The sequence below is a fragment of the Pseudoalteromonas sp. BSi20439 genome (assembly GCF_000241165.1).
GTDB lineage: Bacteria > Pseudomonadota > Gammaproteobacteria > Enterobacterales > Alteromonadaceae > Pseudoalteromonas.
In genome coordinates this window covers 29,785-46,431 of record NZ_BADW01000090.1, presented here as the reverse complement: position 1 = coordinate 46,431, position 16,647 = coordinate 29,785, and the positions used below count along the sequence as shown (strand labels likewise).

Sequence of the window (16,647 nt, the reverse complement as noted above, 5' to 3'; positions counted from 1 at the left end):
AGTCTCGTTTGGTTAATTGCTGTTTTTACTTTTGGGATTAGGCTCAATAAAGTTTTTACTAACTCGGTTACTTAAAGGCTTATTTTCAATGTTTTGTAATTCAATTTCTATGGCATCACAAGAAATATGAATTTCAAATAATGAAGTAAGCAAAGATAAGCTCAAGCAGCTTAAACTAACACCAAATAAAATAATGCCCGTGGTATTAAATTCTATAAATAATGCAAACATAGATAACGTACATAATAAAAAAGAGGCCACTCCGTATACTTGCATGGTCCTTATTAGTTTTATTCGCTTTCTAAGATTAGTTATTTGCGCCACTACAACAGGACGAATAGACTCACCTTCACGGGCATTCAATTCTCGTATTAGTTGCGCAAGCACTAAAAATCGGTTTGTATAGGCAAGTAATAACAATGAGATGGCTGGAAAAAGTAAACCTGGGGTAGTTAGCGTCATAATGTGTCCTTAAATCATATTATTTGCTTTAGGTTACGCGGGCTTATTGTACACATAAAGTAAATGAGGTGAATATTGCAAAATACTAATAATAGCCAATCAAATGTAACATCATTTGATTGGGTGACGCTTTATAATGCAGAAAATAGTTTAGAGGCCAATATAATAAAAGGACTGATTCTTAATGCGGGAATTGAGTGCCAAATAAAAGGTGAAATACTGCAAGGCGCAATGGGCGAGATCCCATTTGAACAAACACAAGTAAGTGTGCAGGTTTATGCGATAAAAGAGCGCCATGCACGTGAAATATTGGTAAACTATCAGCAAGTAAAACAATCCGCTCCAGATTGGGTGTGCCCTAATTGTAATGAGCATAATGGATCAACATTTGATTTTTGTTGGTCATGTGGGACCTTAAAGAATGACAAAAGCGAATAATTTTCAGCGTATTAGAGAGTTAAATTATTTACAAAAAGCGGTATTGGCCAGTGCGTTAATAGAGCGTATGTTGCCTAATTATGGACTATTTAGTGAGGCTACCGGCTTTGGCGATGAGGTTATTTTACGCAATGCTTTAAATGTATGTTGGGAAAAAATACTCCTTCCTAAAAGTAAAATTGATTTAGAAAAGCAAGTTGAAAAAATAGAACCTAATGTTCCTGAACTTGCCGATTTTGATATGTTTGGTACCTATCCTGCAATCGATGCTGCCACCTCATTACTGAGTTTAATGCATGGCCTTTTAGCACAAGATGAGCAAGAGTTTGTTAATGTGAGTAAAATATCACAGGCCACCGTAGCTCGCTTTATTGAGTACCAAATGACGGTTGAAGGTGATGTTGCCGATAACAAAGCGGTGCGTGAACACCCACTGATGCAATACGAAATAGAGGTATTAGGTGAACTAATTGATTTTGTAGAAGCAATGGGGCGTATCACTGCTGAAAATGTGAAAGCATTGAAAAAGCATGTCCTTGCTGATGGCCAAACTAACATTGGTTTAGCACTGTAAGTTATTTGTTTTAAACACCTTGTTAGGTGGCAGGAGAATTAACAATGCGAATTTTAGGCATTGAATCATCATGCGATGAAACTGGTATTGCTATTTATGATGACGAAAAAGGGCTGCTAGCCCATCAATTATATAGCCAAGTAAAAGTACATGCAGACTATGGTGGTGTAGTACCTGAACTTGCCTCGCGCGATCACGTACGTAAAACATTGCCGCTTATTGATGCGGCATTTGCGCAAGCGGGTTGTGGGCCTGAAGATTTAGATGGTATTGCTTATACGGCAGGGCCAGGTTTAGTAGGGGCTTTGTTAGTAGGTACCTCAATTGGTCGCTCCTTAGCATATGGCTGGGATATCCCAGCGGTGGCAGTGCACCATATGGAAGGGCATTTATTAGCGCCAATGCTTGAGGAAAACGTCCCCGAGTTCCCATTTATTGCCTTACTGGTTTCTGGCGGTCATACCATGATGGTAAAAGTTGCGGGCATTGGTCAATACGAAGTATTGGGTGAGTCGGTAGATGATGCTGCTGGTGAAGCATTTGATAAAACAGCCAAGTTACTTGGGCTTGATTACCCTGGAGGCCCTCGTTTGGCTAAAATGGCTGAACAAGGTGTTGCAAAGCGATTTGTTTTTCCGCGTCCAATGACAGACAAACCTGGCTTAGATTTTAGCTTTAGTGGCCTAAAAACCGCCGCTTCGATTGCTATTCGTGAAAACGACAGTGATGAGCAAACTAAAGCAGATATTGCCCATGCATTTCAAACAGCCGTTATAGATACTTTAGTGATTAAGTGTAAGCGCGCATTAAAACAAACGGGTATTAAACGTTTAGTAATAGCCGGTGGTGTAAGTGCTAATACGCAACTACGTTTGCAACTAGAGCGTGTGATGCAAGGTATGAAGGGTGAAGTGTTTTACCCTCGTACTGAGTTTTGTACTGACAATGGTGCAATGATTGCTTATGCTGGTATGCAGCGTTTAAAAGCGGGGCAGTTTGCTACGCTTGATATGAAAACTAAACCGCGCTGGCCAATCGATAGCTTAGAAGCAATATAATTAACCATAATTCAGGTTAGTTATTACTTCTTATCATCTGTAGGGGCTTGTTTAGTCCCTACTTTTGGTTCTTCCCCTTTAAATAAACGCACAATATTAGTGCGATGCCTAATAATGATCAGTAGCGTAATAAAGGTCACGGGTAAGGTATATAACGGCTTTATCCACCATGTATATAAAGGCGCTAGCGTAACGGCCACTAACGCGGCAAGTGATGAGTAACGAGTAATCGCGACAATCAGCAACCAAGTACCAATCAATAACCCTCCTAAAGAAAGCCCTATCGGTAGTAACGAGCCAAATGCAGTTGCAACCGCCTTACCGCCCTTAAAACTAAAAAATAACGGGTACATATGCCCTAGGCATGCAGCAACGGCGATTAAACCAAGCTCTAATGGCTCAAGTTTTAAAAAATAAGCGCCCCAAACAGGGATTGTGCCCTTTAAAATATCGAAGACTAAAACTAAGCATGCAGGAAGTGACCCGCCTAAGCGGTAAACATTGGTTGCACCTGGATTATTGGAGCCATGCGTGCGTGGATCGGGGAGTTTGAATAGCCGCGACACTAAAATGGCCGATGAAATCGAGCCGAGCAAATAGGCTAATACAAACATTAAAATGACTAACACGCGCTTCCTTATTTTTTAATCATTACTTTTAAGCTATTATTGGCGTCAAAATTTACGGGCTTCTTAAATTGCTCGCAATTTTGTAACTATTCTATTGTAGAAGTAATTTTAGTATATTTAAACACTGATTAAAGTATATACAGTATTAATTTGATTGATACAATATGTAATTAACTCAGTGACTTGTTACAGTCATTTGGAGTATCAATGGACAAGGTATTTATATCACAATTGCATGTCGAAACGATTATCGGGGTGTATGATTTTGAAAAGAAAAGTAAACAAAGCCTGTACTTTGATATTGAGATGCTAAGCAATATTAAGCCCGCAGCACAAAACGACGATATTAACTTGGCACTGGATTACGCTAAGGTAAGTGAGCGTGTTATCGAACACAGTACGGCTAAACCGGTAGAGCTTTTAGAAACACTGGTGGAGCAATTAGCGCAAATCATTTTAACCGAATTTAATACCCCAAAAGTGACAATAAAAGTAAGTAAGCCCGCTGCAGTTGCACAAGCGCAAACCGTCGGTGTAGAAATAACCCGCAATAAGGCTACGGCTTAAATGGCGCAAATATTTATTAGCTTAGGGTCGAATATTAATAAAGCAGAGCATATCAGGCGTGCTTTAGTGGCGTTAAATAAACATTTTAAAAATACACAACATTCTTCGGTGTTTGAAAGTGAAGCGGTGGGTTTTGCCGGTAATAACTTTTACAACTCCGTACTTGCTGCCACTACCGATATGGCGCTTGAAGATGTGTGTGCGTTATTAAAACAAATAGAGCGCGATAATGGTCGCAAAGCAAATGATAAAAAATTTAGCCCGCGCACCTTGGATCTCGATTTACTCTTTTACGATGATGTCATTTGCGAGAGCCCAGCTCAACTACCACGTGACGAAATTACCAAAAATGCCTTTGTATTACAGCCTTTAGCAGAGGTGGCTCCTGATTTTTATCACCCTGTAGCAAAAAAAACGATTGCCCAAATATGGAATGCATATAACAACCCTCAACAAAAACTATGGAAGGTGGAGTTTTCTAACCCATGAGTATTATAGAAATAATTGTTTTAGCCCTAATTCAGGGATTTACTGAATTTTTACCTATATCGAGTTCTGCACACTTAATTTTACCATCACAAATTTTAGGCTGGGAAGATCAAGGCTTGGCATTTGATGTTGCCGTTCATGTAGGAACGTTAATTGCTGTTGTTATTTATTTTCGTAAAGAAGTGGCCGATATACTCGGTGCTTGGTTTAAATCGTTTGGTGCACAAGGTACAACAGATGACAGCAAACTAGGCTGGTGGATAATTTTAGGTACTGTGCCTGCCGCTATTTTAGGGCTATTGCTAAAAGATTTTGTTGAACTGTATTTGCGCAGTGCATGGGTGATTGCAACCACAACCATCGTATTTGGCTTGTTGTTGTGGTACGCCGATGCTAAAGGTAAGCAAATAAAAACAATTTATCAGCTTAACTGGAAAACCGCACTCATCATTGGCTTTGCGCAAGCCGTTGCGATGATCCCAGGGACTTCTCGCTCAGGTATTACCATGACCGCGGGTTTAATGCTGGGTATGAATAAGCAAAGTGCAGCCCGTTTTTCGTTTTTGCTGGCTATTCCGATTATTTCAATGATGGGCCTTTATTACACAGCAGAGCTAGCGCTTGGCGATCATATTGTTGATTGGACTGCTTTATTGTTAGGTGTAGTGCTGTCGTTTTTATCAGCTTATGCTTGTATTTTTATGTTTTTAAAAGTGATTGAGCGAATGGGAATGCTACCATTTGTTATTTATCGTTTATTATTAGGTGTCGGTTTAATATTCTTTTTAATGCTATAAGCTATTAATCTTCAGGGAAGCCTCCCACTTTGGGAGGCTTTTTTATTTGCGCCAAGGGTTAATGGTAACTTAAGCTAAATTTTGGCATTATAACGCCATTAAATTTTGCCCTAGAGCAAACTCCGCGCAGGATGAAAGGATAGTAAATGCATATACATATTTTGGGTATTTGTGGCACATTTATGGGTGGTATTGCCGCTATAGCTAAATCATTAGGTCATCACGTTACTGGGTCTGATCAAAACGTTTACCCACCAATGAGTACCCAATTAGAAGAGTTAGGAATCGAGCTAACCCAAGGCTATGATGTATCTCAACTAGAACCGGCACCCGACATCGTCGTCATAGGTAATGCTATGAGCCGAGGGAACCCGTGTGTTGAATATGTATTAGATAAAGGCTTGCCTTATACCTCAGGCCCAGAGTGGCTTAAGCATAATTTACTACAAAAATCATGGGTGCTGGCGGTGGCAGGAACCCATGGTAAAACAACCACCGCCAGTATGCTGGCGTGGATACTTGAATATGCGGGTTTAAAACCGGGCTTTTTAATTGGCGGAATTGTACAAAACTTTGGTCTTTCTGCGCGAGTTGGGCAAACGCCATTTTTTGTTATAGAAGCCGATGAGTACGACACGGCCTTTTTTGATAAACGCAGTAAGTTTGTTCATTATTTACCTCGAACACTTATTTTAAATAATCTTGAATTTGATCATGCTGATATTTTTGAAGATTTAAACGCAATTAAAAAACAATTTCACCATTTGATACGTACACTACCGCAAAGCGGCAAAGTGCTTTGGCCAAAAAATGATGAAGCACTGAGCGATGTGATTGCAAAAGGGTTGTGGAGCGAGAGCGAAACATTAGGTGATGATTGGAGTTATGAATTACTCAAAGCCGATGGTTCTCAATTTAATGTTTTACTAAATAGGCAGTTACAAGGCGTTGTTAGTTGGCAAGCGATTGGTGAGCATAACGTTAAAAATGCCATTATGGCTATTGCAGCAGCACGCCATGTGGGAATTGCAATAGAGCACAGTATTGAAGCTTTGGGCGAGTTTATCAGCCCAAAAAGGCGGATGGAGCTTAAAGCAGATATTAATCATATTAAAGTGTATGACGATTTCGCCCATCACCCTACCGCGATTCAAACAACACTTGCGGGGCTGCGTGCTAAAGTGGGGGATGAAAAAATTATTGCGATTTTAGAGCCGCGCTCTAACACCATGAAAATGGGGGTGCATCAATTTACACTTCTCGATTCACTTCGCGATGCAGATGATGTGCTGTTATTTGAACCAGAAAATTTAAACTGGTCACTTAAAAAGCAAGCTGACAAAGCGGGTATGCAGTGCTTTGATTCTACAACCGCTATTATCGAAACAGTGCTTGAAAGTATTGAGCCAAATCAACATGTTTTAATTATGAGTAATGGTGGTTTTAATGGCCTTCATCAACAACTTGTTGATGGCTTGGCCAATAAATACAGCGGAGAATAATGTGCAATTTAAAGATAAAATCACCTTAGCATTTAGTGGTGCATCAGGCGCTCCATATGGATTGAGGTTGCTAGAAGTGTTACTTGAGCAACAATTTCAAGTGTATGTGCTTATTTCAAGTGCCGCGCGCGTAGTTTTTGATACCGAGTCCAATATAAAGTTATCAGGGAATGAAGACAAAGCCACAGAGCAATTAAGCCTGTTATATAACGCAAAACCTGGGCAGTTAAAGGTATTTGGTAAAGATAATTGGTTTAGTCCGGTGGCTTCGGGCTCTGCAGCGCCGAAAAAAATGATAGTATGTCCATGTAGTGCCGGGTCTGTGTCTGCGATTGCAGTCGGCGCATCAGATAATTTATTAGAGCGCGCCGCCGATGTGGTGATAAAAGAGCGAGGCCAGCTTATTCTAGTGCCACGCGAGACGCCATTTAGCGAAATTCACTTGGAAAATATGCTCAAATTGTCGCGTTTAGGGGTCACTATCATGCCCGCTGCTCCTGGGTTTTATCATCAACCACAAAGTATAGAAGACTTGGTTGATTTTATGGTGGCGCGAATTTTAGATCATTTAAATATTGAACATAATCTCACAAAGCGCTGGGGTTATGGTGAGGGTAAGAAATGAATAAGCAAAATATTGCTTTAAATATTGAAGGCCTTACCAAGGTTTACAAAAATGGGGTAGAGGCAGTAAAAGGGGTTGATTTACAAGTGCATGAAGGTGACTTTTTTGCACTGTTAGGTCCAAATGGGGCGGGTAAATCAACCACTATTGGGGTGATATCTTCTTTGGTTAATAAGACCAAAGGTAAAGTTGAAGTATTTGGTCATGATATTGATACCGACCTAGAAGCAGCGAAAGCGAACTTAGGTTTAGTGCCGCAAGAGTTTAACTTTAGCCAGTTTGAAACCCTAAGCCAAATACTCGTTAATCAAGCAGGCTATTATGGTGTTCCTCGCGCGCAGGCGCACAAACGTGCTGACAAGTACTTAGCACAGCTAGGGTTACTTGAGAAAAAAGATAAGCAAGCACGTACTCTTTCTGGTGGTATGAAGCGTCGTTTAATGATTGCACGTGCCTTAATGCATGAGCCCAAATTACTTATTTTAGATGAGCCGACAGCGGGGGTTGATATAGAGCTTCGCCGCTCAATGTGGGACTTTTTAAGGCAAATTAACGAACAAGGTGTGACCATTATTTTAACAACCCACTACCTTGAAGAAGCCGAATTACTGTGTAAAAACATCGCCATTATTGATTCTGGTCGCATAGTTGAAAACACCACTATAAAAGCTTTATTGGCTAAATTAGACAAAGAAACCTTTGTACTGGATTTAAAACAGCCTACCAATCCGGTGACACTTGAAGGGTATAATTTTACCATGACTGATGAGCACACCATTGAAGTTGAAGTGGCTAAATCACAAGGGCTCAATGCTGTATTTAGTGCGTTAACCGAACAAGGTAATACTGTGCTAAGCATGCGTAATAAAGCAAATCGATTAGAAGAATTATTTGTAGGTTTATTAGAGCAAGGGCGGGGCGAATAAATGTTTAAATATGGCGTAGCCTTAAAAAGTATTTGGATTAAAGAGTGTATTCGCTTTTTGCGTATTTGGGTGCAAACCTTAGTGCCGCCAGCGATTACTATGAGCTTATATTTTGTTATTTTTGGGAACTTAATAGGCTCGCGTATTGGCGATATGGGCGGCTTTAGTTACATGGAGTTTATTGTTCCTGGCCTTATTATGATGTCAGTTATAACAAACTCTTACTCGAATGTAGCTTCAAGCTTTTACTCAACTAAGTTTCAAAAAAGTATTGAAGAGTTATTAGTTGCACCTGTGCCTAATTACATCATTGTACTGGGTTATATGGGCGGAGGTATGACCCGTGGCATTATGGTTGGTTTTATCGTAACGTGCGTTTCTTTATTTTTTGTAGATATACAAATACACAATATTTTTGTGATTATAGCCACTGTTATTCTCACCTCGGCGGTGTTTGCCTTGGGCGGGTTAATTAACGCTATTTATGCAAACAGCTTTGATGACATAAGTATTATTCCGACCTTTATTTTAACGCCGTTGACCTATTTAGGCGGGGTGTTTTATTCAATCACTTTACTGCCTGATTTTTGGCAAATGGTGTCGCAAATTAATCCTATTATTTATATGGTTAACGCATTTAGATATGGGTTTTTAGGTGTTTCGGATGTAGATTTATCGGTCGCAATGGGTGTGTTGTTGGTGTTTATCAGCGTCCTATTTACTTTAGCACTGACGCTAATCAAAAAAGGTGTGGGGCTAAGACACTAATGAGCGATGCAAATTCACGTAGTATTGTATCTAATCAAGCGGGACTTCATGAAAAGCTTGATGAAATAGTTAATAAACACTTACAGGCTGAGTTTAAAAAGCCAATTGCAACGCATACGCAAACCGCATTTGATGAAGTTAATGCTAAAGTGCAAGCCTTTAATGGGCCGCTTATTTTAGATTCCTGTTGTGGGGTCGGGGAGAGCACCGCTAATTTAGCAAAACTTCATCCTGAAGCGTTAGTCATAGGCATTGATAAGTCATCTCATCGACTTGATAAGCATGATGTTGAATATAAACAAAGTGAAAGTGGTCAATACATTTTAGTGCAAGCTGACTTAAATGACTTTTGGCGTTTAGCGGTGGCTGCTAATTGGCAGCCTACGCATCACTATTTGCTTTACCCTAACCCTTGGCCTAAGTCTAAACACATACAAAGGCGCTGGCATGGGGCGGCTATATTCCCGTTTATTGTAAAGTTAGGTGGTTTACTTGAGGTGCGCAGTAATTGGGATATTTATGTTAAAGAGTTTGCCAGAGCGCTTGAATTAGCGGGGAATCCATGTGAAACCGAATTGTTTGAGTCAGACGAAGCAATTACCCCTTTTGAACGTAAGTACTGGGCCAGTGGCCAGCAAAGCCACCGGCTTGTTATAAATCTTAAATAGCTAATTGTTGCTTAAAGTGAGTCACATGTGGCGTTGGTTTACCAAGGTAACTACCTTGCATCAGCGCCACATTTAGTTTATTGAGTAGCTCGGCAACCGTGTTGTTTTCTACCGCTTCAACAACCAATTCAAATTCAAGCTGCTGGGCTATATCAGCAATATAGGCGATAAATAGCGACGTATTTTCATCATTTACCAGTTGCTTGGTGATCGCACCATCGAGTTTAATACCATCTACCTCAATCTTTAACGTATTGAGCGTATTAATAAACTCATTACCCCAACAATGCATCACTATTTTTGCCCCTTTACTTTTCACCATCGCAATAAATGATTTTATTTCATAGTAGTGTGTAATGACCTGCGACTCTAATATTGAAATAGTAATGTTTTCAGGGTTGGGGTAGCGATGAAGCTCATATGCTATGTGATCATAAATAGTGGGATCTGCAATATTTTCAGCGCACACAGTTAACCCCCAGCTGATTGCTGATTTGCGAAAGCGCGAAATGCATTGAGTAAATAAGGTACGTGTTAACATCCCATCCATACGCAGTCTATTTAGTGCATTTGCAAAGGTATCAGGGGTTAAAATCTCCCCTTGTGAAGTGACTATTCTCGGTGAGCAATCATACCTAATAACTTCATCGGTATGAGTATTTATAACCGGCTGAAAGTAAGGAACAACACGATGAGCATCAAATGCTTCACGAATTTCTTTTGCTATTTCAACATTATATAAATATAGAGATTTAGCGTCATTAATTGCCTCACAGTAGTTAACTATGCTCTGATCGCCCTGCTTAGATTGCAGTAACGCAATATGAGCATTCTTAAGCAGTAATGACTTATTGCCTCTAGCTACACCAGCGTTAAGTGTAATATAAATAAAAGGCTGATTTAAAAACGGTATATTTTTATTATGCGATTGTATGATGCTATATAGCTCATCAAAGGGAGTTTCTTTATCAGTCAAAATAGCGAGTTTATTAGTTGCAATACGATAAATACGTGCGTGCAAACGGGCTTGCTGCTTAAAGTGACTAAGTAGTTTTTTCATCACTTCATCGGTTGTTTTTGTGCCAAAAAAGCGACTGATATTATCAATTTCGTTCACTAAAATAATCGCAATTTGCAAATGATGTTCATTGCTTTTTTTTAGCCGTTTTTCTAAGGCAATATGATTTTCAAATCCGCTTGCATGGTCGCTCATTAATGAACGACGTACTCCATAGTAATAAAGAATATAAACTATTAATAAAATAATAATTACGCAGCAAAAATGAAACATAGATTGATATAAGTCTGTTTTTAACGCATTGCTAATTTTATCAACGCTAATATCTGCAGCTGTAATATAGGTTCTGCCATTTTTTGCCAGATGAGGAATATATACTGTTTTAGAATGACCGCGATGCGCTGTTGAGGTTTCAAAAATAGGGGCCGTTGATAAAAATGCAGCCATAGTTATTGGCGTGGCTTCGGGATAAAGATCTAAAAACTGAGTAACTTTACCGTTATTTTGATCATCTTGAGTGTAGCTAGAGGCAGTAAAATAAACATTTTCATCAATCAGTACCATTGAATATAAATAATCTATATTTAAATCATTGGCCAATGCCGAAAGCTGGTCGGCTTTATTTTGATAGCTTGAAAAGCTAATTTCTTGCGCTACTTTATCGTGATAATCATTACCTAAAATGTACTTTACGCTGGTGGCTGCATTTAATAAACGATTATCAATGCTGCGTATCACATCATTATTGATGGCAGTGTAGGTGTAGTAACTGTAAATTATTAAGCTGACTAAAAAAAAGACGGTACCGAGCGCCAACCGAGTTAATTTTAGATTTCCTTTTAGCATGCAACATCCTTATTTTTTGTTAGATTTATTATACTTAAAAATTATAAATGCCCAATATTTTAATTACCCTTTGTACTAAATATAAAAAATAGTGAAATGTTATCTATTTTGTATTGTCTTTTATGGCTTAAAACGAGACATTTTTGTCATATTGCAGTAAAGTTAGCGCAATTTTTTAGAAATGCCGTTGCTTAAAAACACCTTAAATTAGCGTGTTTTACAAACTAACAGGTGTTTTAGTCACACACTAGGTATGAAGATGGATCAAAAGCGTTGTGCCGTCGCCTCTAAAGAAAGCCTCAAACGGATATTTACCGTTCCAGAGGCCCCTGACTCAACTTTGAGCAAAATAGAGCTTGAAATTTCGAGTAATTTAGCAGGTTTCTTAAACGAAAATATCGCGGCAATTGAAAAACCATTACATGAAATAGAAAAAGATTTTCAATCGGCGGCTATCCCTGAAGAGCCAACGTTTGTGTCTTGCTATGCCCAAGATATTATGGAACAGCTGGTTGCTCATTCTGTACATACCGCAGCGCCAAGCTTTATTGGTCACATGACATCTGCTCTGCCACATTTTTTACTGCCGTTATCGAAATTAATGGTTGGGCTAAATCAAAACCTTGTAAAAATAGAAACCTCAAAAGCGTTTACCCCATTAGAGCGTCAAGTTTTAGGAATGATGCATCATTTAGCTTATAGCCAAAGTGATGGTTTTTATTCTAAATGGATGCACAGTGCAAAAACCTCTTTAGGAGCATTTTGCTCTGGTGGCACAGTAGCTAACATTACAGCACTTTGGATTGCCCGCAACCGCTTATTGAAAGCGGATGGCAACTTTAAAGGCATTGCTGCACAAGGTTTAGTGGCGGGAATGCTCCACTATGGTTACAAAGGACTGGCGGTTTTAATCTCTGAGCGAGGTCATTACTCATTAGGCAAATCGGTTGATTTACTAGGTATTGGCCGTGAGAATTTAATTGGTATTAAAACATCGGCTGATAATAAAGTTGATGTAGATGCTATGCGAGAAAAAGCGCTAGAGCTTGAAGCGCAAGGCATTAAAGTGATGGCAATTATTGGTGTAGCCGGAACGACTGAAACTGGTAATATCGATCCACTTGAAGACATGGCTAATTTAGCACAAGAGATTAATTGCCACTTTCATGTTGATGCGGCGTGGGGCGGAGCTACTTTACTCTCTAATACTCATAGGCACCTTTTAAAAGGTATTGAGCATGCAGATTCAATCACCATTGATGCGCATAAACAAATGTATGTACCGATGGGAGCAGGTTTGGTGCTGTTTAAAGACCCTGCTGCAACTGATGCCATCGAACACCATGCTGAATATATTTTACGTAAAGGCTCTAAAGATTTAGGCAGCCATACCCTTGAGGGGAGCCGCCCTGGTATGGCGATGTTAGTGCATGCTTGCTTACGTGTTATTGGTCGTAAAGGCTATGAAATGCTTATCGATCGCAGTATTAAAAAAGCACGTTACTTTGCTGATTTGATAAAAGCAGATGAAGACTTTGAATTAATATCAGAACCTGAGCTATGTTTGCTAACTTATCGTTATGTCCCTAAGCAAATTAAAAATGCGATAGCACAGGCCGACGCACAAACCCGTTTAGATATCTTTGCCGCGCTTAATCGTTTTACTGCAAGCATGCAAAAACGTCAACGTGAATCAGGTCGCTCGTTTGTATCGCGTACACGTTTAACGCCAGTTCAATATGATAACCAACCAACCGTAGTATTTAGAGTGGTGCTTGCGAACCCGCTTACATCAGGTGCAATATTAAAAGAGATATTAGAAGAGCAGAAAGAACTAGCTCAAACCGACCCTGTATTTAAAAAGTATTTACGAAAATATATGTAACTAACCTGAACTCTGGTTAAGAGGTTTATTAACATATTGAATCAAAAATGATATTTATGTTTATTTTCTCTAGCCAGAGATTTTCAGTGAAAACAAGGCGAACTTACGCGTCAATAGCTAGCCTATTGCAAGTAAATTCAACGCAGTTAGCGCTAAAAAATAGCTGCTTGAGATAGATTTATTATTCAGAGTTCAGGTTAAATATAAATGCTAATAAAAAGACGCTTAATAGCGTTCTTTTTGTTACTGATTAAAAGCAACTCGCCTTTATGAGGTTGCTGATAATTTGTTGCGAAGGCTTTATTTTTTCCATCGCTAAATATTCATCGGGCTGATGCGCTTGGTTAATTGAACCCGGTCCCATGACGATGGTTTCACAACCCAGTTGTTGTATAAATGGTGCCTCAGTACAGTAATTAACAGCCACTGCTTTTTGCCCTGCTATATTTTCGGCTAGTTTAACTAACGCGCTGTCTGTGCTTCCTGTAAATGCTGGAATTGGCTCATGTAAATCAATCACACTGACCGAATTAGGGTATTGCTGATTTATATCGTAGGTTGCATCAAGCAGCAATGCTTGCAGCTCTTGTACACTTAAGCCAGGAAGAGGGCGCATATCAATGTGCATTTCACAGCAACCGCAAATCCGATTTGCATTATCGCCCCCATGAATATTACCTAAATTGAGCGTTGGGTGAGGAATTTCAAAGTGATTTATTGAATATTTATTCTTAAGTTGTTCTTTTAAGATTAGCAATTTTGTAATCACTTTATGCATCACTTCGATGGCGTTAAGACCCCGTTCGGGATCTGAGCTATGTCCTGAACGGCCGACAACTCTTATTGCTGTACTCATATGACCTTTATGAGTAAATACCGGAGTCATATCAGTAGGTTCACCAATAATACAGCGACTTGGCTTTAAATTTGGGTGCTTACAGATTTGTTGCGCGCCAGCCATAGTGGTTTCTTCGTCTGCGGTGGCTAATATTAAAATTGGTTGTGTTTGTTGCTTTTCATCAAGCTCACTAATAGCCTGCAGTACAAAAGCAAAAAAACCTTTCATATCAATGCTACCTAAGCCAAATAGTTTGTTATCTCGCTCAGTTAATTTAAATGGGTTGTGATTCCAACGACTATCATCAAATGGCACTGTATCAGTGTGGCCTGCTAGCATTAAACCGCCGTCGCCTTGACCGCGTTTTGCTAATAAGTTGTAGCGACCTTTGTTGCCTTCTAACTCTATTATTTCACAGTTAAAACCTAAGCTTTCACACCATTGCGCTAGCAATTCAATGACACTTTTATTACTCATGCATAAATGATCTTCAATGGCACTGATAGAGGGGGCAGCAATCAATTGCTGGTACATCGAAATAAATGACGGCAGAGACATAAAAAATTCCAAAATAAGTATTCATTTTAATTGCATAACAATATAAAAGTATTTATGATGAATATCAATTCACTTTTTAAGCATAAATATATTAAAGTTACGCCATGAAAATAATACGACGATAGTTATCACTCACAAATTTAATCTGTTTGGCTGGGTTAGACCCTAGTGTAAACAAACAACATGGAATGTGGTCACTAATTTTAGATAAAGAGTAAATAATGAACGTAGTAATTATAGGTGCCAGCGGTTACAGCGGCGCAGAACTGGCTAGCTTAGTAGCAAAACATCCAACGCTTTCACTAACTGGCTGTTATGTATCAGCGCAAAGTTTAGATAAACATAAATTGCTTAGTGAATTGTATCCTGAGCATTTAGGGTTACTTGATTTACCTTTGCAGCCACTAAATGAACATGCACTTGCTGATATCACTCATTCAGCAGATTACGTTTGTCTGTGCACCGATCATAAAGTAAGTGTGGATTTAGCGCCTCAGTTTTTAGCGATGGGCAAAAAGGTATTTGACCTTTCCGGTGGCTATCGTCTTGCAAGTAATGATGATTACGTTACTTATTATGGTTTTGAACACCAGCATCCAGAGCTCCTCAATGAAGCTGCATATGGCCTTGCAGAGTGGAATAGTGAGGCCATTGCAAAGGCGCAGTTAGTTGCTGTAGCTGGCTGCTACCCAACTGCCGCATTAAACGCATTAAAGCCTCTTCAGCAAGCTGGATTGCTAAGTGATGAGCGGATTATTATTAATGCTGTATCGGGAGTAACTGGAGCAGGTCGTAAAGCAAGTATTGGCACACATTTTTGCGAAGTATCGCTTGCTGCTTATGGTTTGTTTAACCATCGTCATGGGCCTGAAATACAACAGCACCTAGGTCATGAGGTGTTATTTACTCCTCATTTAGGTAATTTCCCGCGCGGTATTTTAGAAACTATTTATGTGCAATTAAAGCCGGGTGTGACCAGTGAGCAAGTAGCTAAAGCGTATCAAGTCTTAGCGGATGAGCCATTAATTCGTTTGCTTGGCAGCAAAATCCCTTCGATTAAAGGGGTGGCCAAACAACCTTATGTAGATATTGCGTGGCAGCAGCAAGGCTCACAGTTAATAGTAATGGCAGCAATTGACAACTTATTAAAAGGGGCAGCTGGTCAGGCTCTGCAATGTATTAATTTGTCAATGGGTTTGCCTCACACTACAGGCTTAGTAGGAGCGTTTAAATGAGCAGTAAAACGTGGGTTATTAAACTCGGTGGCGCAGTACTCAATACTGAAAATGCCGCTAAAGCGCTTTTTGAGGTTCTTAATGAGCAACATGATGCACAATTTGTCATTGTGCATGGTGGTGGCTCATTAGTTGATAGCTGGTTAAAAGAGGCTGGTTTTGCCAGTGCTAAACACCAAGGTTTACGTATTAGCCCTAAAGAACAGATGCCTTATATTGTTGGAGCCCTTGCGGGTGCGGCAAACAAACAACTCATGGCGCAAGCAATTAGTGTTGGTCATAAGCCGGTGGGGTTAAGTTTATATGAAGCAGGGATCACCGCCTCGCAAAAATTAAAAGCATTGGGTCAAGTAGGTCAATGTCACAACAATGCTGATTCTATTATTAATGATTTACTCAGTGCTGGCCGGTTACCAATCATCAGTTCTATCGGCTTTGATGAGCAGGGCTTGTTATACAACGTTAATGCCGATGAAGCAGCCGCCGCAGTGGCAAATAATTTAAATGCAGAACTTATTTTTATGACGGACGTAGAGGCGGTACTTGATGCCAATAAGCAGCCTTTACATCAACTTGACACAAAACACATTGATACTTTAATTGCAGAGGGAGTAATTGTGGGCGGGATGGAGGTCAAAGTTAAGACCAGTCTTCACGCTGCCCAACATTTACGACGCGGTGTGTACATTTCCAGCTGGCAAAAGCCAGAAAACTTAACTGCTTTGCTGCAAGGCGAGCATGTCGGAACTAAAGTAACACCATAG

Annotated in this window: 18 protein-coding genes; 14 read left to right on the top strand and 4 right to left on the bottom strand. The window is 39.7% G+C overall.

Features of this window, described 5'->3' with window-relative positions; genetic code table 11:
- Positions 1–12: 12 nt before the first annotated feature.
- Positions 13–462, bottom strand: a complete 450-nt coding sequence (locus tag P20439_RS08220) for a DUF2721 domain-containing protein (protein WP_008466063.1) — start codon at positions 460–462, stop codon at positions 13–15.
- 75 nt (positions 463–537) lie between these two features.
- On the opposite strand from P20439_RS08220, the gene P20439_RS08215 reads away from it, so the two are divergent.
- From P20439_RS08215 to tsaD, 3 genes are read left to right on the top strand one after another with little or no spacing between them, the layout of a single operon-like run.
- Positions 538–900, top strand: coding sequence for a DUF2007 domain-containing protein (locus tag P20439_RS08215; protein WP_008466062.1), 363 nt, complete (start codon positions 538–540; stop codon positions 898–900).
- Positions 884–1,474 (top strand): YjaG family protein, encoded by a 591-nt coding sequence (locus P20439_RS08210; protein ID WP_008115608.1) that lies wholly within the window; start codon positions 884–886, stop codon positions 1,472–1,474. The genes P20439_RS08215 and P20439_RS08210 overlap by 17 nt, the downstream gene beginning before the upstream one ends.
- A gap of 44 nt (positions 1,475–1,518) precedes the next feature.
- Positions 1,519–2,532 carry a tRNA (adenosine(37)-N6)-threonylcarbamoyltransferase complex transferase subunit TsaD gene (gene tsaD, locus P20439_RS08205; RefSeq protein WP_008466060.1) on the top strand — a complete coding sequence of 338 codons (1,014 nt, stop codon included), beginning with the start codon at positions 1,519–1,521 and terminating at the stop codon, positions 2,530–2,532.
- A gap of 23 nt (positions 2,533–2,555) precedes the next feature.
- Here the strand turns inward: tsaD and plsY are convergent, their stop codons facing one another.
- Entirely contained in the window at positions 2,556–3,161 is a 606-nt protein-coding gene (gene plsY / locus P20439_RS08200; protein ID WP_008466051.1) for a glycerol-3-phosphate 1-O-acyltransferase PlsY, read from the bottom strand.
- Positions 3,162–3,368: 207 nt separating this feature from the next.
- On the opposite strand from plsY, the gene folB reads away from it, so the two are divergent.
- From folB to P20439_RS08160, 8 genes are all read left to right on the top strand, one after another.
- The gene (gene folB, locus P20439_RS08195) at positions 3,369–3,728 is read left to right on the top strand and encodes a dihydroneopterin aldolase (protein ID WP_008466049.1); all 360 of its coding nucleotides are present in this window, start codon (positions 3,369–3,371) and stop codon (positions 3,726–3,728) included.
- Positions 3,729–4,217 carry a 2-amino-4-hydroxy-6-hydroxymethyldihydropteridine diphosphokinase gene (folK, locus tag P20439_RS08190; RefSeq protein ID WP_008466048.1) on the top strand — a complete coding sequence of 163 codons (489 nt, stop codon included), beginning with the start codon at positions 3,729–3,731 and terminating at the stop codon, positions 4,215–4,217.
- Positions 4,214–5,014 carry an undecaprenyl-diphosphate phosphatase gene (locus P20439_RS08185; protein WP_008466046.1) on the top strand — a complete coding sequence of 267 codons (801 nt, stop codon included), beginning with the start codon at positions 4,214–4,216 and terminating at the stop codon, positions 5,012–5,014. The genes folK and P20439_RS08185 overlap by 4 nt, the downstream gene beginning before the upstream one ends.
- 146 nt (positions 5,015–5,160) lie before the next feature.
- On the top strand, positions 5,161–6,516 hold the full coding sequence (gene mpl, locus P20439_RS08180) for a UDP-N-acetylmuramate:L-alanyl-gamma-D-glutamyl-meso-diaminopimelate ligase (RefSeq protein ID WP_008466044.1): 1,356 nt from the start codon (positions 5,161–5,163) through the stop codon (positions 6,514–6,516).
- A 1-nt stretch (position 6,517) separates the two neighbouring features.
- Positions 6,518–7,141 carry a flavin prenyltransferase UbiX gene (locus tag P20439_RS08175; protein WP_008466042.1) on the top strand — a complete coding sequence of 208 codons (624 nt, stop codon included), beginning with the start codon at positions 6,518–6,520 and terminating at the stop codon, positions 7,139–7,141.
- Positions 7,138–8,067, top strand: coding sequence for an ABC transporter ATP-binding protein (locus tag P20439_RS08170; RefSeq protein WP_008466040.1), 930 nt, complete (start codon positions 7,138–7,140; stop codon positions 8,065–8,067). The genes P20439_RS08175 and P20439_RS08170 overlap by 4 nt, the downstream gene beginning before the upstream one ends.
- Entirely contained in the window at positions 8,068–8,835 is a 768-nt protein-coding gene (locus P20439_RS08165; protein WP_008466038.1) for an ABC transporter permease, read from the top strand. It abuts the gene before it with no gap.
- Positions 8,835–9,503: a tRNA (guanosine(46)-N(7))-methyltransferase TrmB gene (locus tag P20439_RS08160; RefSeq protein WP_008466036.1), complete on the top strand. Its 669-nt coding sequence runs from the start codon at positions 8,835–8,837 to the stop codon at positions 9,501–9,503. Before P20439_RS08165 ends, P20439_RS08160 begins: the two co-directional genes overlap by 1 nt.
- Here the strand turns inward: P20439_RS08160 and P20439_RS08155 are convergent.
- Positions 9,496–11,367 (bottom strand): GGDEF domain-containing protein, encoded by a 1,872-nt coding sequence (locus P20439_RS08155; protein ID WP_008466034.1) that lies wholly within the window; start codon positions 11,365–11,367, stop codon positions 9,496–9,498. The two genes, P20439_RS08160 and P20439_RS08155, sit on opposite strands and share 8 nt — an antisense overlap.
- Before the next feature lie 259 nt (positions 11,368–11,626).
- Here P20439_RS08155 and panP point away from each other — a divergent pair, with 259 nt between their 5' ends.
- Positions 11,627–13,252 (top strand): pyridoxal-dependent aspartate 1-decarboxylase PanP, encoded by a 1,626-nt coding sequence (panP, locus tag P20439_RS08150; RefSeq protein WP_008466033.1) that lies wholly within the window; start codon positions 11,627–11,629, stop codon positions 13,250–13,252.
- A 250-nt stretch (positions 13,253–13,502) separates the two neighbouring features.
- Here the strand turns inward: panP and argE are convergent, their stop codons facing one another.
- On the bottom strand, positions 13,503–14,648 hold the full coding sequence (gene argE / locus P20439_RS08145; protein ID WP_008466031.1) for an acetylornithine deacetylase: 1,146 nt from the start codon (positions 14,646–14,648) through the stop codon (positions 13,503–13,505).
- 221 nt (positions 14,649–14,869) lie between these two features.
- On the opposite strand from argE, the gene argC reads away from it, so the two are divergent.
- Complete coding sequence (gene argC / locus P20439_RS08140; protein ID WP_008466029.1) at positions 14,870–15,883, top strand: N-acetyl-gamma-glutamyl-phosphate reductase; 1,014 nt, start codon at positions 14,870–14,872, stop codon at positions 15,881–15,883.
- On the top strand, positions 15,880–16,647 hold the full coding sequence (gene argB / locus P20439_RS08135) for an acetylglutamate kinase (protein WP_008466023.1): 768 nt from the start codon (positions 15,880–15,882) through the stop codon (positions 16,645–16,647). The genes argC and argB overlap by 4 nt, the downstream gene beginning before the upstream one ends.